Source organism: Ramlibacter montanisoli (genome assembly GCF_013087525.1).
Classification (GTDB): Bacteria; Pseudomonadota; Gammaproteobacteria; order Burkholderiales; family Burkholderiaceae_C; genus Ramlibacter; species Ramlibacter montanisoli.
Genome location: NZ_JABFCS010000001.1, coordinates 3,919,016 through 3,937,719, shown reverse-complemented (window position 1 = coordinate 3,937,719; position 18,704 = coordinate 3,919,016). Strand labels below are relative to the sequence as shown.

Annotated in this window: 12 protein-coding genes and 4 pseudogenes; 1 reads left to right on the top strand and 15 read right to left on the bottom strand. The window is 68.0% G+C overall.

The genetic code is table 11. The features are described from left to right. Positions 1–25: 25 nt before the first annotated feature. The 12 genes and pseudogenes from HK415_RS19475 to sucC form a co-directional block, all read right to left on the bottom strand. Positions 26–1,071 (bottom strand): annotated as a pseudogene (locus HK415_RS19475) (glycosyltransferase family 2 protein); the annotation flags it as partial. Between the two features lie 124 nt (positions 1,072–1,195). Next, positions 1,196–1,675, bottom strand: coding sequence for a pilin (locus tag HK415_RS19470; RefSeq protein ID WP_171562135.1), 480 nt, complete (start codon positions 1,673–1,675; stop codon positions 1,196–1,198). Between the two features lie 144 nt (positions 1,676–1,819). Continuing rightward, positions 1,820–3,184 (bottom strand): GspE/PulE family protein, encoded by a 1,365-nt coding sequence (locus HK415_RS25550; protein WP_309246761.1) that lies wholly within the window; start codon positions 3,182–3,184, stop codon positions 1,820–1,822. Next, on the bottom strand, positions 3,133–4,230 hold the full coding sequence (locus tag HK415_RS25545) for a GAF domain-containing protein (protein WP_309246760.1): 1,098 nt from the start codon (positions 4,228–4,230) through the stop codon (positions 3,133–3,135). The genes HK415_RS25550 and HK415_RS25545 overlap by 52 nt, the downstream gene beginning before the upstream one ends. Beyond that, positions 4,227–5,020 (bottom strand): annotated as a pseudogene (locus HK415_RS19460) (3',5'-cyclic-nucleotide phosphodiesterase). Before HK415_RS19460 ends, HK415_RS25545 begins: the two are co-directional and overlap by 4 nt. A 14-nt stretch (positions 5,021–5,034) precedes the next feature. After that, positions 5,035–7,284, bottom strand: a complete 2,250-nt coding sequence (locus HK415_RS19455) for a CHASE2 domain-containing protein (protein ID WP_171562133.1) — start codon at positions 7,282–7,284, stop codon at positions 5,035–5,037. 28 nt (positions 7,285–7,312) lie between these two features. After that, positions 7,313–8,033, bottom strand: a pseudogene (locus HK415_RS19450) (FHA domain-containing protein). Positions 8,034–8,081: 48 nt separating this feature from the next. Further along, positions 8,082–8,867, bottom strand: a complete 786-nt coding sequence (locus HK415_RS19445) for a Stp1/IreP family PP2C-type Ser/Thr phosphatase (RefSeq protein WP_171562131.1) — start codon at positions 8,865–8,867, stop codon at positions 8,082–8,084. 10 nt (positions 8,868–8,877) lie between these two features. Further along, a complete protein-coding gene (locus tag HK415_RS19440; RefSeq protein WP_171562129.1) occupies positions 8,878–9,057 on the bottom strand; it encodes a hypothetical protein in 180 nt (59 codons plus the stop codon). Continuing rightward, entirely contained in the window at positions 9,057–11,693 is a 2,637-nt protein-coding gene (locus tag HK415_RS19435) for a CHASE2 domain-containing serine/threonine-protein kinase (RefSeq protein ID WP_171562127.1), read from the bottom strand. Before HK415_RS19435 ends, HK415_RS19440 begins: the two co-directional genes overlap by 1 nt. A gap of 253 nt (positions 11,694–11,946) precedes the next feature. Further along, positions 11,947–12,840: a succinate--CoA ligase subunit alpha gene (gene sucD, locus HK415_RS19430; protein WP_171562125.1), complete on the bottom strand. Its 894-nt coding sequence runs from the start codon at positions 12,838–12,840 to the stop codon at positions 11,947–11,949. A 13-nt stretch (positions 12,841–12,853) separates the two neighbouring features. Continuing rightward, on the bottom strand, positions 12,854–14,017 hold the full coding sequence (sucC, locus tag HK415_RS19425; RefSeq protein WP_171562123.1) for an ADP-forming succinate--CoA ligase subunit beta: 1,164 nt from the start codon (positions 14,015–14,017) through the stop codon (positions 12,854–12,856). A 165-nt stretch (positions 14,018–14,182) separates the two neighbouring features. Between sucC and argC the strand changes: the two are divergent. After that, positions 14,183–15,107: pseudogene (argC, locus tag HK415_RS19420) on the top strand (N-acetyl-gamma-glutamyl-phosphate reductase). On the opposite strand, the gene HK415_RS19415 reads toward argC, so the two are convergent. From HK415_RS19415 to HK415_RS19405, 3 genes are all read right to left on the bottom strand, one after another. Next, positions 15,104–16,918 carry a tetratricopeptide repeat protein gene (locus tag HK415_RS19415; protein ID WP_171562120.1) on the bottom strand — a complete coding sequence of 605 codons (1,815 nt, stop codon included), beginning with the start codon at positions 16,916–16,918 and terminating at the stop codon, positions 15,104–15,106. The pseudogene argC and the gene HK415_RS19415 overlap by 4 nt on opposite strands. Before the next feature lie 13 nt (positions 16,919–16,931). After that, entirely contained in the window at positions 16,932–17,201 is a 270-nt protein-coding gene (locus HK415_RS19410) for a glycosyltransferase family 9 protein (protein ID WP_256373118.1), read from the bottom strand. A 648-nt stretch (positions 17,202–17,849) separates the two neighbouring features. Continuing rightward, positions 17,850–18,680: a tetratricopeptide repeat protein gene (locus HK415_RS19405; RefSeq protein WP_256373117.1), complete on the bottom strand. Its 831-nt coding sequence runs from the start codon at positions 18,678–18,680 to the stop codon at positions 17,850–17,852. Positions 18,681–18,704: the final 24 nt, after the last annotated feature.

The following is an 18,704-nucleotide window of genomic DNA, read 5'->3' as shown; positions in this document are numbered from 1 at the left end:
GCATGCCCACGATCATCAGGGTGATGGCGGGAATGGCAGCCCGCATGCCCTCGGTCGGAGGCAGGGGTCCGAAGCCCGCGCCCCCCAGCGCTGCACGAGGCCGACGGACCAGACCAGCCCCGCCAGGACCAGGCCGATGCCCGCGACGAGCCCGACTTCGATGCTCAGGAAGCGCTCCGCCCGCCGCAACCACGCAGGCGGGGGCACGATGCCCGAGAGCACGCCCACCCACTTCGTCAGCACGGCGAGTTGCAGCAACTGCACCCCCAGGACCATGGCGCCGGCCATGTACAGCATGGAATGGATCCGCAGCTCGTGCCCGCCTTCGGGCGCCCAGGGCTGCTGCAGTGCCCCCAGGCCGAGCAGACCGCCGAGCAACAGCAGCCCGCCGGGATAGAGAAACAGCCAGCGCGGGCAGAACAGCAGCAGGAATTTCAGATGGCGCCAGCCGTCGCGCCAGGTGCGGAGGTGCGGCGGGCGATCGCGCCCGTCGGGACGCAGCCGGGTCGGGACCTCCGCGATCGGGAAGCCGGCGAGGGCCGCCTTGGCCACCATCTCGCTGGCGAACTCCATTCCGGTGCTCACCAGGCCCAGGGCCGCCACGGAGTCGCGGTGGAAGCCACGGATGCCGCAATGGAAGTCGCCGATGTCGGTGCGGAAGAACAGGCGGCCGATGAAACTGAGGACGGGATTGCCCAGGTAGCGGTGCAGGAACGGCATGGCGCCGTCCTCGATGCCGCCGCGGAAGCGGTTGCCCATCACGAGTGGCGCGCCGGAGCGCAGGCGCTCGACGAAGCCGTCGAGGCTGGTGAAGTCGTAGCTGCAGTCGGCGTCGCCCATGATCACGTACCGGCCCTGCGCGGCGGCGATGCCGCCGAGGAGCGCCGCGCCGTAGCCACGCTGCGGAACCGCGACGACGCGCGCCCCCGCCGCCTCGGCGATCTCCCGGGATCCGTCGGTGGAGCCGTTGTCGGCGACGACCACCTCACCGCTGGTTCCGGAACGCTGCAGGTAATCGACGGCGGCGCGCACGCACTGTCCCACCGTCTTCGCCTCGTTCAGGCAGGGCATCAGGATCGTCAACTCCACGCCGGGAAGTGTACGGGACGAGCCCGGCTCCTCCTGCATGGCGACCTGCGCCGAACCTGCGAAAAAAAGGGGGCCTCGCGGCCCCTTTTTCCATCCACATGGTGGATCAGCCGCGGCAGGAGCCGGGCAGGAACTTCGAGGGCGTCGTGGTGCCCAGCGTGGTGTTGCCGCAAACCCACTGGAAAATGGTCTGGGCCTGGTTCGTGTAGGTCATCGCGTTGGTGCCGCCAGAGGAGGTCGGAACCAGCGTCACGGTCGTGCCATCCACGTCCTGGGCAATGGCAGTCGGGATCACGGTGATCGCGCCGTTGGCGTTCGTCAGAATGAAACGGACGTACTTCGACGGTTGCGTGGTCGTCGCTTCGCAGCCCCACGAGTTGGCGGTCATCGTGGTGGACGTACCGGACTGGTACACCTCGGTGACGGTCGTGCGGCAGGCGGACGCCGCGAGGATCACCTCGGACATCTTGGCGCGCTTCGTGTAGTCCTGATACGCGGGCAGGGCCACGGCGGCCAGGATACCGATGATCGCCACCACGATCATCAGTTCAATCAGGGTGAAGCCCTGTTGAAGTTGACGCTTCATGAATACCTCCAGGTTTGTTAATGAAGAAGCGAGGAGGTAGTGCAAGCGCCGTGCCACCCCGGTTTCCGGTGTTTTGGCGCTTCCAGCCCGGTTCAGGACCGTTCGCCGACAAGCCTTGTCGGCCGGGGTGACAAATACGTCAAGTCAGCGGATGCAAACCGACCGAACCTGCTTCAGGTCGGTCAGGCCCATCATGACCTTCTCCATGCCGTCCATCTTCAGCGTGCGCATGCCGCCGGCGACGGCCGCCACGAAGACGTCGTTGACGCGCGCGCGCTCCTGCACCAGGCGCTTGATCTCGTCGTCGGCCACCAGCAGCTCGTGCAGGCCGACCCGGCCCTTGTAGCCGGTCTTGTTGCACTTGTCGCAGCCGGCGGCGCGGTAGAAGCGGATCTGCCCGTCGTGGCCGTAGCGCTCGCTCCAGGTCTCGAACAGCTTCTGCGCCTCGCCGCCCGGGTCCTGCTTCCAGGCTTCGGTGTTCTTCAGGTCCAGCGCGTACTCGGTGATGAAGCTGCGCAGTTCCTCGTGCGAGGGCGTGTAGTGCTGCTTGCAGTCGCACAGCCGCTTGGCCAGGCGCTGCGCCAGGATGCCCAGCAGCGCGTCGGCGAAGTTGAACGGGTCCATGCCCATGTCCAGCAGGCGCGTGATCGACTCGGGGGCGGAGTTCGTGTGCAGCGTGGAGAACACCAGGTGGCCGGTGAGCGAGGCCTCGATGCCCATGCTGACCGTCTCCTTGTCGCGCGACTCGCCCACCATGATGATGTCCGGGTCGGCCCGCAGGAAGGCGCGCATCACCATCGCGAAGTCGATGCCGGCCTTCTTGTTCACCTGCACCTGGCGCAGGCCGCGCTGGGTGATCTCGACCGGATCCTCGGCGGTCCAGATCTTGGTTTCCGAGTTGTTCAGGAACTTCAGGATCGAGTGCAGGGTGGTCGTCTTGCCAGAGCCGGTGGGGCCGCACACGTAGAACAGGCCGTAGGGCTTGGTGACCGTCTTCTCCAGCGCGGCGCGGTTGTGGTCGGTCAGGCCCAGCTTCTCCAGCGGGATCGGCTCGCCGGCGGCCAGGATCCGCATCACGACGTCCTCCACCGCGCCGGCGGACGGGATCGTGGCCACGCGCAGCTCGATGTCCAGCGGCCCGAACTTCTTGAACTTGATCTTGCCGTCCTGCGGCTTGCGCTTCTCGGAGATGTCGAGGTCGCACATGATCTTCAGGCGCGTGACCATCGCCTGGCGGAAGTGCGCGGGCACCTCCACGTAGGGCACCAGGCTGCCGTCGATGCGGAAGCGGATCCCGGTCTTGAGCTTGCCGGGCAGCGGCTCGATGTGGATGTCCGAGGCCCGCTGGTGGTGGGCGTCGATGATGACCTTGTTGACGAACTTCACCAGCTCGTTGTCGGCGGCGGCCGATTCCAGCGAGCCGCCCTCCTCGCCGCCTTCGTCGTCCAGCGGCGAGCTCAGGTCGGCCAGCAGTTCCTCGACCGACTGGCCGCTGTCCTGCGCCCCCACAGCTGGTTGAGCGTCTGGTTGAAATCGGTCTGCGTCGTGACCCGCCAGGCGAACTTCGAGATGCGCGGGAACACCTGCGGCACGATGCGCGAGTTGCGCACGGCCTCGGGGTCCAGGCACACCACCACCAGGCCTTCCGGGCCTTCCTCCAGCGGGATCCAGCCCTGCTCCATCACGAACTCGGGCTTGAGCGCGCCCTGCAGCGCATCCACGCGGATGCGGCCGGGGTTGGACGCCTCGTAGGGCACGCCGAAGAACTTCGCCAGCGAGGGGCCGATCTGCGCCGGGCGGATCGAGAACTCGTCCACCAGCACCTGCTCCACCGGGACGGCGTCCTCGCGCGCCTTGCGCACCGCGCGCTGCAGTTCCTCCTGGGTGAGCACGCCGTCGGCGATCAGGCCGTCGTACTTGGTGGCCTTGCGGCGCGCGCCTTCCTGCTCCTTCTGCACGCGCTGGTGGATGGCGGTGGCCAGCGTCTTGCACAACTGCGTGGCGCCCTCGACCTCGAGGTCGCCGAAGGGCATGTCGCTCTTGTTGTTGATGACCTGCAGCACGCCGTGCAGCACCTGGCCGTCCAGGATGGGCACCACCAGCATCTGCTTGGTGCGGTAGCCCGAACGCTTGTCCACCTCCTTGAGGAAGGTGAGGCTCGGGTGGATCCGCTTGAGCGCCTCGTCGTCGTAGACGTCGGGGATGTTCACCAGCTCCTTCGAATGCGCGACGTAGCCGGCGATGGACTGCGTGCTGATCGGAAGCTTGAGGTCGCGGCTGGTGTTCAGGCCGGTCTTGACCTTGGAGACGATGGCCGTGCGGTCCTGGCTCACCGCGTACAGCGTCAGCCGGTCGGCGTTGAACAGCTTGCAGATGTCCTGCGACGCCTCGAGCATGATCTCGTCGATGTTCTCGGTGGCGTGGATGCGCGTGCTCACCGCCTGCAGCTGGCGGAAGAACAGCGCCTCGAAGGAGATGCCGCGCTTGTCCGGCGGCAACTGCTGCGAACTGAGGAACTCCTGCTCGCTGTCCCGCTGCTTCATCACCGCGCTCACAATCTGAATTCCTGGCCGGCGCGCAGCCAGCGGATGTCATGGCTCACGTCGGGTCCGAAGGGCTGCGTCTGGTCGAAGCGCTGGATCTCCGTCATGATCAATTCGGTCTCCGCCGGCTTGGTGTGCGTGATGTAGATCGGGAAGTGCCTGCTCTTGTCGATGCAATCGAGCTCCTCGGCCAGCGCCTGCGGCGACAGGTGCAGGCTGCGCCGGGCGAGGTCCTTCTCGCGGTTGCTGAAGGCCGTCTCGATCACCAGCGCCGCGACCTCGAGCTGGTTGATGCGCCGCCAGAAGGCGGGGTTGCGTTCGGTGTCGCCGGTGAAGACCCAGCAGCCCTTGCCCGCCGACACCGCGTAGCCGCAGGCCGGCACCGTGTGCACCGCGGGCAGCACCTCGATGGTCTTGCCGGCCAGTTGCAGCACCTGGCCCACCTGCACTTCGTGGAAGGCGACGAAGGGCGATTGCGGCGAGGGGATCCGGCTGAAGTCCGGCCAGATCACGTTGTTGAAGAGATGTGCGTCTTGAGGGCGGCCAGCGTTCCCGGCAGCGCGTGGACGTGGATCGGTTCGTTCAGCTGCGAGGCGATGGAGTCGACCATCAGCGGCAGTGCCGCGACGTGGTCCAGGTGGGAGTGCGTGAGCAGCACGTGGCGGATACCGCCCATCTCGTCGAGGGAGAGGTCGCCGACGCCGGTGCCGGCATCCACCAGCACGTCGCCGTCGATCAGGAAGGACGTGGTCCGGCAGTCCTTCGCGATCGCGCCGGAACAGCCCAGCACCCGCACCCTCATTTGGCAGCGCCCCTTTATTTCGTCTCGAAATTGGTCGCGCCGTCCCAGCCCGGGTCGAAAGGCAGCAACCTCATCGAGGCTACACGTTCGGAGTACAGCTCGTAAAGGTATTTTTTGGCGCCCAGACGCTGCAGATTCAGCAGCTGCAGGTCGCATTGGTCCCAGTCCTGGGCACGGTAGGACTTGAGGAAGGCGGCCCAGGTGCGAAGCTCCTCCGCCGCCTGCTTGTCCAGCCCCTGGGCCGGGGCGACGGGATGGAAGATGCCGACCGCCTGCTCCTTGCCCTTGACCCGCACCCGGTCCAGTTCCTGCCAGGCGAAGTCGGGTGCCTGCTTGCGGGCCGTCTCGCTCACCACGATGTCCACCCCGTAGACCTTGGACAGGCCCTCCAGGCGCGAACCGAGGTTCACCGCGTCGCCGATCACGGTGTAGCTGCGGCGGATGTCGGAGCCCATGTCGCCCACGCACATGGTGCCGGTGTTCAGGCCGATGCCCACGCCGATGGGCGGGATGCCCTTGGCCTGGTGCTCCCGGTTGATCTCGTGCACCGCCTGCGACATCTCGCGCGCGGTCTTCACCGCCAACGGTGCATGGTCGGCCATCTCCACCGGCGCGCCCCAGAAGGCCATGACGCAGTCGCCCATGTACTTGTCGATGGTGCCGCGGTTGGCGCGGATGATGCCGGTGAGCCGGCTGAACACCGCGTTGAGCAGTTCCTGCAGCTGCGTCGGCTCCATCTTCTCCGACAGGTTGGTGAAGCCGCGCATGTCGCAGAACATCACCGTCAGCTCCTTGCTGGCGGCCTTCATGCTGTAGCTGTCCGGGTCCTTCACCATCTCGTCGACCAGCTCCGGCGGCACGTAGGTGCCGAACAGGTTGGCGAGTTCGCGCTTGCTGCGGCTCTCGACGAAGTAGCCGTAGCTCATGTTCAGGGCGAAGGCGGTGCCCGCCATCACGAGCGCCGACGCCAGCGGCATCACCAGGCCGTGCGCCATGAACAGCCAGTAGTTCAGCGCGAACAGCAGCGCGACGACGCCGACGCTCACCAGCACTGCCACCGTCGCCGACAGCAGCGGCAGCAGGAAGGCGAGCGCCAGCCCGGAGACCAGCAGGATCACCACTTCGTAGCCGACGGCGTAGTCCGGCTTGACGAACATCCTGCCGTCCATCAGGCCGGAGATCACGTTGGCATGGGTCTCCACGCCGGGATAGGTCTCGCCCACCGGCGTGACGCGCAGGTCCAGCAGGCCGGGCGCGGTGGTGCCCACCAGCACGATCTTGTCCTTCAGCGACCCCTCCGGCAGCCGCTTGCCGGTCAGGTCGGAGGCGGACACGTACTGGAAGGAGCCGCCGGTGGCGCCGCCCGGACCGCGGAACGGAACCAGCGTCGCCACCCGCGCATCGACCGGGATCGCGAGCCGGCGGGTCCCCTGCTTCAGGACGATGCTTTCCAGCCCCATGTAGCTGCGGCCCACGAAGCGGTCGCGCGGGAAGCCGGGCTCCACCGTCGGCTGGCCGATCAGCATGCGGAACATGGCCAGCGCCAGCGACTCGTAGTAGGCGCCCGCGTGTTCGGCCACCAGCGGGATCGAGCGCACCACGCCGTCGCCGTCGGTGATCGAGTTGAAGTAGCCGCCGGCCGGCGCCGCCTTGGCCAGCTGCGGCAGGTTGGCGCCGTAGCCGTCCCAGCTGGTGAAGGCGATCGGCCGTCCCTGCAGCGCCTCGCGCGTCATCACCGGCGCCGGCAGCGCGCCGCTCTTGCGGCCGTCGCGGTCGGAGGTGAGGTAGTAGCCCAGGACCACCGGGCGCCCTTCCAGCGAGCGGGCGAACGCCGCGTCGTAGTCCAGGCTGGACTGCAGCTGCGTGAGGCGCTCCTGGAAACCGGCGGCGTCCTTCAGTTCGGACTGCGCCATCTCGCGCAGGCGCTTGAGGCCCGAGCTGTCATCGGGCTCGGCGAACACCACGTCGAAGCCGACGATGGCGACCTTCTGCCGGTCGAACAGTTCGTCCACCATGCCGGCCAGCCGGTTGCGCCCCCAGGGCCAGCGGCCGACCTCGGCCAGGCTCTTCTCGTCGATGTCGACGATCACGACCTTGGGGTCGATCGTCTTGGGCATGGTCGCGCGCAGGCGCGCGTCGTAGATGATGGCGTCGAGGCGCTGCAGGACGCCGATCGGCAGCACGCCCATGGCGTGCAGCAGCGCGAACACCAGAGGAACCAGCGTGATCGCGATGCGGGACCAGTGCCGGGCGAGCAACCCCATGGGCAGGAGGATGCGCGGCGACGGGCGTTCAGCCGGCCATCAGGAACTGCATCTGCGTGCCCGCGAGTTCCAGCATGTCGCCGTTCTTCAGCGCCACCGGCTCGGAGCCGATGGCGGCGCCGTTGAGGGTGGGCTTGTTCGAGCCTTCGACATGGGCGACCACGAAGCCCTGCGAACGCTTGGTGATCGCGGCCACGGCCACGCCGGGCTTGCCGATGGTGGTGACCACCTTGACCAGGGGCACCTCGCGGCCGGCGGCGGCGCCGGACAGGACCTTGATGCTGGCGCTCGCGTGCGCGTCCGCCGTGGCGGTGCCGGTCGCCGGGGTGGTGGCGGGGCGGGCGGCCGTGGCGGTGGCGGAAGCGCCAGCGGGCGCGTTGCCGACGGGAGCGGCCGGCTTGGGCATGGGCGGAACCATGCCCGGCTTGATGATCATGGTCTTCTCGAAGGTCGCGCCCGGCGCCTCGTTGATGAACTTGATCTTGTACTTGCCGATTTCCACCGTGTCGTTGTTCTGCAACAACTGCTTCTTCACGGCCTTGCCGTTGACGTAGGTGCCGTTGGTGGAGTTCAGGTCTTCCAGGAAGACCTCGTTGCCGGTCAAGCAGCAGCACGGCGTGCTCGCCCGAGACCGCGAGGTTGTCGATGACGATGTCGTTGTACGGACGGCGCCCCAGCGTCGTCCGGTCCTTCGTCAACTGCACTTCCTTGATGACGACACCGTCGATCGAAACGATCATTTTCGGCATGGTCGACTCCTAATCAATCAATTCTCTTTACCGCCAAAACCGTCCGGGTCATTGCCCCAGCCAGCGCGAGATCAATCCGCGTTTCTTGGAGCCGCTGTTGGCCTGTGCCAGCAGCACCGAAATGTTGTCGCGCCCGCCGTTCGCGTTGGCCGCGTCGACCAGTTGCACCGATTTCTGTTCCAGCGACGCATCGCCCGCGAGGATCTGCGCGATGGCTTCGTCGTCCAGCATATCCGAGAGCCCATCGGAGCACATCAGATAGAGGTCGCCGGGATCGACCTTGTGTTCGTTGACTTCCAGCAGCACGGCGTCCTCGACGCCCAGGGCACGCGTCACCAGGTTCTTGTTGGTGGAAGTGGCCGCCTGCTCCGGGGTGATCAGGCCGGCATCCATCTGCTCCTGCAACAGGGAGTGGTCTTTCGTGATCTGTTCGAGCTGGTTGTTGCGCAGGCGATAACAGCGCGAGTCGCCGATGTGCCCCAGCATGAGGCGGCCGTCCTGGAACACGCCCACCACCAGCGTGGTGCCCATGCCGCTGTACTGCGGGTTGGAATTGGCGGCGTTGAAGATCGAGCGGTTCGCGTTGTCGACGCAGATCTCCATCGCCCGGCGCACCTCGCGCGCGTTGGCATGCCGGCCCGCCTGCGCGAGCCAGCGTCCCAGTTCCGACTTGATGAAGGTCGTGGCCATGCCGCTGGCGACTTCGCCGGCGTTGTAGCCTCCCATTCCGTCCGCCAGGATGCCGAGGCGGGTCGGTTCATCGACAGTGACGGAATCCTCGTTGTTTTCGCGCGCAAGACCGGGGTCCGTGCGGATGCAAAACTCGTAGTTCATAGTTCGCGGGTCAGGGCTCCTGGCCGGTCTTCCCGCCGCCGGCCTGGGGCCTCTCCGGTGCCCCGGACTTGTTCATCACGGTGGTTTTCTCGAACTGCGCCCCCGGCGCCAGCCCGTCGTTCTGGACCGGATCATAGCCGGGCACGGCTTCCGGCGGCATTGTTGATGAGAAAGCGTTGCCTGCCGCCATCACTGTGGTCTTGCCGGCGTCCGCCGGGGCTCGCCGGCGCGGAAGGCGACGGTGCGGTCGTCGTCCGCGCCAGCGCCTGCCGCCGGTCCGCGACTGGCGGCAACCGGCACCGTGGCGGGCTCGCCGCTCAGGGCGGCGGCGACCGCGCGCAGGTCGCGGGCGAACTCGTCGCCGTCGGCATAGCGCAGGTCGGGCTTCTTGGCCAGCGAGCGGGCCACCACCTGCGCCAGCCGCTCGGGCAGGTCGCGGCGGGCGACGCGCGGGTCGGGCGCGTCCTCGTTGGCGATCTTGTACATCAGCTCCGCCATCGACTCGCCGCGGAAGGGCAGCACGCCGGTGAGCATCTGGTACAGCATGACGCCCAGCGAATACAGGTCGGAGCGGCCGTCGATCTTGCGGCCGGCGATCTGCTCGGGCGACATGAAGCTGGGGGTGCCCAGCACCAGGCCGGTCTTGGTCTTGCTGGAATCGGTGATGCGGGCGATGCCGAAGTCGGTGACCTTCACGGTGTCCGAGTCCAGCTCGTACATGATGTTGGCCGGCTTGATGTCGCGGTGCACCACGTTCTGGCGGTGCGCATAGGCCAGCGCCTCCGCCACGCGCGCCACGATCGACAGCACCCTGGGCACCGGCAGCAGGTTGCCGTCCTTGCAGTAGTCCGCCAGGTCGCGGCCCTTGAGGAACTCCATGGCGATGTAGGCCAGGTCGTGCTCCTCGCCGGCGTCGAAGATGGTGACGATGTTCTGGTGCTGCAGGCGACCCGCCGTCTCCGCTTCCCGGAAGAAGCGCTCGCGGGCGTCGTTCAGCTCGTCGCCCTCGAACTCCTGCGACAGCGCCATCGTCTTGATCGCCACCACGCGGCCGATCTTCGGGTCCTTGCCCAGGTAGACCACGCCCATGGCGCCCTTGCCCAGTTCCTTTTCCACCTGGTAGCGGCCCAGCATCGGCTTTTCCACGGCGCCGCCATCGAGCAGCATGGTGCCGCCCGGGTGGGTCCCGCCGCCCCCGAGGATCACGGTTTCCGACAGGTTCTTGGCGCGATTCAGCTTGGCTTCCAGGTCCTTGTACTTGCGGTTGTAGCGGGCCATGTGCTCGTACACCGCCTCGGCCTTGTTGAACTGGCGCTTGCGCTCGAAGTCCAGCGCCAGGTTGTACAGGTTGGCCATCAGCTCGTCGCCCATGGGCACGCGCTGGAAGCGGTCGAAGGCCATGTCCAGCTGGCCCTGGCCCTGCAGCGCCAGGCCCATCATGCGGTTGGTCTCGGCGGACTCCTCGTCGGCCTTCACCTTGCCCGCCTCGGTCACCAGGAAGCGCTTGGTGGTCAGCGCGATGTGCCCGATCAGCAGCAGGGTCGCGGGGTACACCAGCTGCACCCACACGGACCCGCCGGACAGCAGGCCGAACTCGGTGCCGAGCAGGGTGACGAACAGGATGGCGGTGAGCGCGCCGCCCATGCCGGCCGACAGGCGCGGCAGCAGCGCGATCAGGTAGCCGGCCACCAGCAGGAAGGCGCCCAGCGAGGCGAGCAGCGCCCAGGTGGGCTGCACCACGAAGTGCTCGCCCAGGATGCTGGAGGTGATGTGCGCGATCAGTTCCACCGGCGCCAGGTTCTGTCCGCCCGGCGCGGGGAAGGGCGTGCCGACGCCGGCGGCGGTGGCGCCCACCAGCACGATCTTGTCGGCGTACTTGCTCGCCGGGATCTTGCCCGTGAGCACGTCGTAGAAGGAGTCGACCGGGAAGGCGGGCTTGCCTTCGCGCGGCGGGTAGAACTGCGGCAGCATGCGCGCGACGTCGTCGGTGCGGACCTTGAGCTTGCCCAGCTGCACCGACTCGCCGACATTGAGCTTGATGTCGGCGGGACTCAGGTTCAGGCTCTTGGCCGCCGCCAGCAGCGCCAGCGAGGGCATCGCCTTGCCGTAGTAGTTCACCAGCATGGGCTCGTAGCGCACCGCGCCGTCGACGTCCACCAGCTGGTTCAGGTGGCCGATGCCGGCCGCGGCATTGCCGATGGTGTCGATCGGCTGCTGCGCCGTCACGCTGGCCAGCGAGAAGGCATTGCCGTCGTCCAGCGCGCTTTTCAGGGCCGCGGCGGTGAGCGGCTTGTCCGGCTTGCCCAGGGGCTCGCCCAGGCCGAACACGCTGGGCGTGAGCACGTTGCCGGCCTTGGCCATGCTGGCGGCGAGCTTGCCGTCGGTGTCCAGTGCCTGCTCCGCCTCGGCGATCAGCCTGCTGGCGTTCTCCACCGCGGGGTTGCCCGCGGGGTCGCCGAGCGCTTCCTTGATCTTGCGGATGTGCGTGAGCCCGCGGTCGGTCTGCGGTTCGAAGAAGAAGGCGGTGTGGACGATCGTCTTGGCCTTGGCCGCGCCCAGCTTGTCGATCAGTTCGGCGTGCACGTCGCGCGGCCAGGGCCAGCGGCCGATGTTGGCGATGCTCTGGTCGTCGATGGCGATGATCGCGATGCGGTCGGAGGGCTTGCGCGCGGTGGCGGTGCTGGCGTAGTCGTAGAAGCGGCGCTCCAGCGTGCCGATGAAGTCGGTGGACTGGTACAGGACGACCACGGCCAGCACGACCAGCACGCCCACGAACCAGTCGCTGCGCCAGAACTTTCCGCGCCTCGCGGATGACGATGAGCTCACTTCCCGCCCCTTGTTCGGCGTGCCCGCCGACCGAAGCTGTGCAAATCCACAGCGATGCCTTCCCAACCGCCGCGAGAGGGGCCGGACTCCTGCGGCGACGGTAGCAGACGCCCCTGGGAGCCACAAGCCACTTTCTCACGCAGCTAGAACGTTTTGTTGCAAAAGCGCGGCGCGCCGTCAAGGGGTGGGCGCGAAAAAAGAAAGCCGGCCCACCTTGCGGCGGCCGGCTTTTCGGTGCAGCGGGCGCAGCGGCTTAGAGCAGCGCCTTGAGCAGCTTGGCCATCTCGGACGGGTTGCGCGTGACCTTGAAGCCGCACTCTTCCATGATCGCGAGCTTGGCGTCGGCGGTGTCGGCGCCGCCGGAGATCAGCGCGCCGGCGTGGCCCATGCGCTTGCCGGGAGGCGCGGTGACGCCGGCGATGAAGCCCACGATCGGCTTCTTCATGTTGGCCTTGCACCAGCGCGCGGCTTCGGCTTCGTCGGGGCCGCCGATCTCGCCGATCATGATCACGGCGTCGGTGTCCGGATCGTCGTTGAAGGCCTTCATCACGTCGATGTGCTTCAGCCCGTTGATCGGGTCGCCGCCGATGCCGACGGCGCTGGACTGGCCCAGGCCGATCTCGGTGAGCTGCGCCACGGCTTCATACGTCAGCGTGCCGGAGCGCGAGACCACGCCGATGCGGCCCTTGCGGTGGATGTGGCCGGGCATGATGCCGATCTTGATCTCGTCGGGCGTGATCAGGCCGGGGCAGTTGGGGCCCAGCAGCAGCGTCTTCTTGCCGCCCTTGGCTTCCTTCTGCTTCATCTTGTTGCGCACTTCCAGCATGTCGCGCACCGGGATGCCTTCGGTGATGCAGATCGCCAGGTCCAGGTCGGCTTCCACGGCTTCCCAGATGGCGGCCGCGGCACCCGCCGGCGGCACGTAGATCACGGAGACGGTGGCGCCGGTCTTGTCCTTGGCGTCCTTCACCGAGGCGAAGATCGGGATGTCGAAGATCTTCTCGCCCGCCTTCTTGGGGTTCACGCCGGCCACGAAGCAGTTCTTGCCGTTCGCGTACTCCTGGCACTTCTCGGTGTGGAACTGGCCGGTCTTGCCCGTGATGCCCTGGGTGATGACCTTGGTGTCCTTGTTGATGTAGATCGACATGGCTCTTTGTTCCTTACTTGCTGACGGCGGCGACGACCTTCTGGGCCGCTTCGGCCATGGTGTCCGCGCTGATGATCGGGAGGCCGCTCTCGGCCAGCATCTTCTTGCCCAGTTCCTCGTTGGTGCCCTTCATGCGCACGACCAGCGGGACCTGCAGGTTCACCGCCTTGCAGGCGGTGATCACGCCGGTGGCGATGGTGTCGCACTTCATGATGCCGCCGAAGATGTTGACCAGGATGGCCTTGACCTTCTTGTTCTTCAGCATGATCTTGAAGGCCTCGGTCACCTTCTCGGGGGTGGCGCCGCCGCCCACGTCGAGGAAGTTGGCCGGCTCGGCGCCGAACAGCTTGATGGTGTCCATGGTCGCCATGGCCAGGCCGGCGCCGTTCACGAGGCAGCCGATGTTGCCGTCCAGCGAGATGTAGGCGAGGTCGAACTTGGAGGCCTCGACTTCGGCCGGGTCCTCTTCGTCGAGGTCGCGCAGCGCGACGATCTCGGGATGGCGGAACAGCGCGTTGCTGTCGAAGTTGAACTTGGCGTCCAGGGCGATGATGTTGCCCTTGCTGTCGCGGTTCAGCGGGTTGATCTCGACCAGCGACGCGTCGGTCTCCATGTAGCACTTGTAGAGCTTGCGGCACACGTCGGCGAACTGCGCCTGCGAGTCGGCCGGCATGCCCACGCCCTTGGCCAGCTCCTGCGCCTGCGCGTCGGTGAGGCCGACCAGCGGGTCGATGAAGACCTTCACGATCTTCTCAGGGGTGGAATGGGCCACTTCCTCGATGTCCATGCCGCCTTCGCTGGAGGCGATGAAGGCCACCTTCTGCGTGCCGCGGTCGGTCACGACGGAGAGGTAGTACTCCTTCTGGATGTCCGCGCCGTCCTCGATGTACAGGCGGCGGACCTTCTGGCCCTCGGGACCGGTCTGGTGCGTCTTGAGCTGCATGCCCAGGATCTGGCCGGCGAGCTTCTTCACGTCGTCGACCGACTTCGCCACCTTCACGCCGCCGCCCTTGCCACGGCCGCCGGCGTGGATCTGCGCCTTCACGACCCACACGGGGCCGCCCAGTTTCTGCGCCGCTTCGACGGCTTCCTGGACCGTGAATGCCGGAATGCCACGCGGCACGGGCACGCCGAAGTTGCGCAAGATCTCCTTGCCTTGGTACTCGTGAATCTTCATGAGGTTTGTCTCTCGGGGAAAAGGAATCTGTGCCGGCAGGACTTGGCTAGGTCGGGCGACCGGCGGGGCAGCTGGGGGAAGCAGCCACTGACTGTATCATGGTGCACTGCACCAAAACCCACGCGGGCCTTACAGTAACGATAAGCAGTTGCTATAGGAAAAGAGATGCCCAAGGTCTTCATCGACGGCGAGGCCGGAACCACCGGACTCCTCATTCGCGAGCGAGCGGCTCCAGGCGATGCCCGCCATCGAGCTGGTGAGCATCGCGCCCGACAAGCGCAAGGACCCCGCGGCCAAGCGCGAGCTGATGGCCGGCGTGGACCTGGTGATCTTCTGCCTGCACGACGACGCCGCGCGCGAGTCGGCGGCCATGATCGACGCGATCGGCAAGGCCGGCGGGAAGAAGCCGCGCATCATCGACGCGTCCACGGCGCACCGCACGGCCGAAGGCTGGGTGTTCGGCTTCCCCGAGCTGTGCGCGGGGCAGCGCGAAGCGGTGGCCAAGGCGGAGCGCGTGAGCAACCCGGGCTGCTATGCCACCGGCGCGATCGCGCTGCTGCGCCCGCTGGTGGATGCCGGCGTGCTGCCCACCGACTACCCCGTGGTGCTGCCTTCGGTGAGCGGCTATTCGGGTGGCGGCCGCACCATGATCGAGGCCTACGAGGCCGGCAGCGCGCCGCCCTACGAACTCTATGCGCTGGGGCTGAAGCACAAGCACCTGCCGGAGATCATGAAGTACACCGGCATGGTCCGCCGGCCGATCTTCGTTCCCTCTGTGGGCAACTTCCGCCAGGGCATGCTGGTGCAGCTGCCGCTGCACCTGAACACGCTGCCCGGCAAGCCGACGCCGGGCGACCTGGAGAACGCGCTCAAGCGCCACTACCAGGGCAGCGAGTGGGTGACGGTGGAACCGGCCACCGACGACGGCAAGCTGGAGCCGACCGCGCTGAACGACACCAACAAGATGGAGCTGCGCGTCTACAGCAACATGGACCACGCGCATGCCGTGCTGGTCGCACGTCTCGACAACCTGGGCAAGGGTGCCAGCGGCGCCGCGGTGCAGAACCTGAAGCTGATGCTGGGGGTCTAGGAGGACGCGAGGGCGCGCAGTTCGCTGCGCACCCTTTGCAGCACCGAATCCCAGTCGCCGCGCGCGGGCTGGCGGAACAGCCGCATGCCCGGGTACCACGGTGAATCCTCCCTCCCGAGCATCCAGCGCCAGTCCGGCACGTAGGGCAGCAGGACCCACACCGGTTTTCCAAGGGCGCCCGCGAGGTGGGCGACGCTCGTGTCCACCGTCACCACGAGGTCCAGGGCACTCGCCAGGGCCGCGGTGTCGCCGAAGTCGTGCAGCAGGGGACCTGCATCGAACAGTCCCGGCCAGTGCGCCATCGCCGCGCGGTCGCTTTCGCGCACCTGGACCTGCAGGCTGACGAAACCCACGCCCTCCTGTGCGATCGCGACGAAGGAATGCAGCGGGATCGAACGGTTGCGGTCGTTGCCATGCTGCGGGTTGCCCGACCAGACGATGCCGACCTGGGGACGCGCGCGGCCGGCCAGCCGCTGCTGCCATGGCGGCAGCCGCTCTGGGTCGGCCTGCAGGTAGGGCACATCGGCCGGGATCGTCGCCAGCGTGGTTCCGAACGCATGCGGCAGGCTCAGGAGCGGACATTGCAGCTCGTGCGGCGGGATCGGTTCGCCGGGCTGCAGCAGTCGGCAATTCGCCGGCAGCTGCGCCAGCAAGGGAACGAGCGACTGCTGCACGTGCACCAGCACTTCGCGCGCACGGGCCGCGACCTGCGGCAGGTAGCGCACGAAATGGATGGAATCGCCCAGTCCCTGTTCCGCATGCAGCAGGATGCAACGGCCCTCGAGAGCTTGTGCGCCGGTCCATTGCGGTGCCGCCGTGAACGCGCGCGAGAGCGCGCCGGGAAAATCTTTCGCGTGCCAGCGGGCCTCGTGCGCCTTCCACCCCGGCGCGAGGTCGCCGCGCAGCAGGTGCGCCACGCCCAGGCTCCACTGCAGGTCGGCGTCATCGGGGTGGAGCAGCGTCGCCTCCCGGGCGCGCAGCAAGGCCTCGTCCATCCGCAACAGGTTCGTCAGTGCGCAACTTCGGTTGTGGAGGGAAACGCGGTGCGCGGGCTGCAGACGCAGGGCCTCCTCGGCGAGCGCGAGCGCTGCCTCGTTGCGTTCCAGCCGCAGCAGCGCGGCGCTGGCATTCGCGAGGGCGTCGGCTTGGCGGCCATGGACGCCCAGCACCTGTTCGGAGCTGGCGAGCGCCTCTTCGCAGCGTCCGAGCTCCAGGAGCACGTTGCCGCGGCATGCGAGGGCAGCAGCGTCGCCCGGGTCCGAGGCGAGCACCGCATCCAGCGGTACCAGTGCTTCGGCGGCCCGCCCCGCCGCGTGCAGCGCCTGCGCGAGCAGCATCAGGACCTGCGGCCGCGGTGCGGCCTGCGCCGCGCGCTGCGCGAAAGCCACGGCTTCCCCCGCCTGGCCGGCATCGAGCAAGAGCGGAACCAGTTCCTGAAGCGACTCCGCGAATCCGGGCCGCGCCGCGAGTGCCGCGCGGTAGCTGGCGGCCGCACGCCGGTCCTGTCCCTGCAACCGATGCGCCCGCCCGAGCAGGAACTGGGCGTCCGCCAGCAGCTCGGTGCGCTCGCCGGCAAGCGCCACGGCCTGCGACAGGGTCCCGGCGGCCTCTACCGCAGCGCCTTGCTCGAGCAGCACGTAGCCGAGGTTCACGCGCGCTTCCGCATCGGCCGGGTCGCACGCCGCGGCCTGCCGGTAACAGTCCGCCGCCTCCACCAGCTGGCCTTGCCCGAGTGCGGCGTTCCCGCGCGCGCGCCATTCGGCGGCGCCGGGAGCCGCTGCGGTGGCTGCCTTGCGGCGAAAACCGAACATGCGCGTGCGCGCCTCAGCCAGCCGCGGCGAGCGCGGCCAGGTCGGACTTCACCCGCGCCAGCACGGACGCCCAGTCTCCGCGCACCGGTTGCCGGTACAGGCGCGCCGTCGGATACCAGGGCGTGTCGCTGCGATCCAGCATCCAGCGCCAGTCCGGCGCGTGGGGCAGCAGGATCCACACCGGCCGTCCCAGCGCGCCCGCCAGGTGGGCGACGCCGGTGTCCACGGTGATCACCAGGTCGAGGGCCTCCATCAGGGCGGCGGTGTCGGCGAAGTCCCGCAGTTCCGCGCCGATGTCGCACGCCTGCGTCCAGCTCGCGAGGGGCTGCGCGATCGGTGTCGCGCGTTTCCGGCTGCACGGTGAAGTAGCGGCATCCGTCGGCGGCGCCGGTGCGGAAGGTCGCCAGGCTCATGGACCGGTTCTGATCGTTCATGTGCCGCGGATTGCCGGACCAGGCGACGCCGACCTTCGGGCCGCCCGGCCCGAGCCGTTGCCGCCATGCATGCACCGCGCTGGCGTCGGCATGGAGGTAAGGCACGTCGGCCGGGATCGTGTCGACCGTGGTCCCCAGGACCGCGGGCACGCTCATGAGCGGGCAATGGAAGTCTATGGGCGGCAGCAGCGAATGCTGCGGCAGCAGCCGGCAATTGGCGGGCAGGCTGCCGGCCACCAGGGGCTCCAGTGCTTCCGACACCAGCAGCAGCACGCTTTGCGCCAGCTTCGCCACCTGCGGCACGAAGCGCACGAACTGGATGTTGTCGCCGAAGCCCTGCTCCGCGTGCAGGAAGATCGTGCATCCCTCCAGGCTCTCGCCCTGCCAGCGCGGGCGGTCCAGCTCGAGCAGCTTGCCGGTGAAGGCGACGCTGCGCGAGCGCCATTCGCTTTCCGCCCAGCCCCGCTGCAGGTCACCCAGCAGCAGCAAGGCCATGCTCAGGGACCAGTGCAGGTCGGCGTCCTCGGGATAGGCGGCCAGCCCTTCCTCCGCCGCGGCCCTGGCCTCCGACGCGCGCCCTGGGCCAGGAGGATGGTGGTGCGGTTGACCAGCGCATCGCGGCGGTTCGGCTGCAAGGCCAGCGCCTGTGCGGTCGCGTCCAGCGCCTCGTCGTGGCGGCCCAGGCGCTCCAGTGGCAGCGAGCGGTTCACCAGCAGGTCCGCGGTCGGTCCCGTCAGCGCCAGCACGCGGTCCATCTCCTGCAATGCATCGGCAAGCCGCTGCAGCTTCATGAGCTCGCCGAAGCGCAGCGAAGCTGCCTCCACGTTGGCCGGCTCCTCGGCGCAGACCTGCCCGATCACTTCCAGCGCCTCCTCGTGGCGCGCGCACTGCGACAGCTCGGTGGCCAGCAGGATGCGGTGGAAGGCGTTCGGCTGCAGGCGCACGAGCCTCCTGGCCCACTCCACGGCGTCCTCATGGCGCTTGAGCTGGTGCAACAGGCGCGCACCCTCTTCGAGCGCCTCGGTGAACTCCGGCTGCGCACGCGTGGCGGCGTCGAAGCTGGCAAAGGCATGTTCGAGCCTGCCCATGCCGACCCGCGCACGCCCCAGCAGGTAGTGCGCCTCGTGCGGCGCGCAGCCATCGCCGGGGCGACGCAGCGCCAGGGCCTGTTCCAGCCGTTGCGCCGCAGCCGGGAACTGCCCCAGTTCCAGCAGCGCATAACCGAGATTCAGGCGCAAGGCCGCATCGTCCGGGTGGGCGGCGACGCCCTGTTCATAGCAGCGCGCCGCTTCGGAAAGGTTGCCGGATGCCAGCGCCTCGTTGCCCAGTGTGCGCCAGGGGGCGTGGCGGCC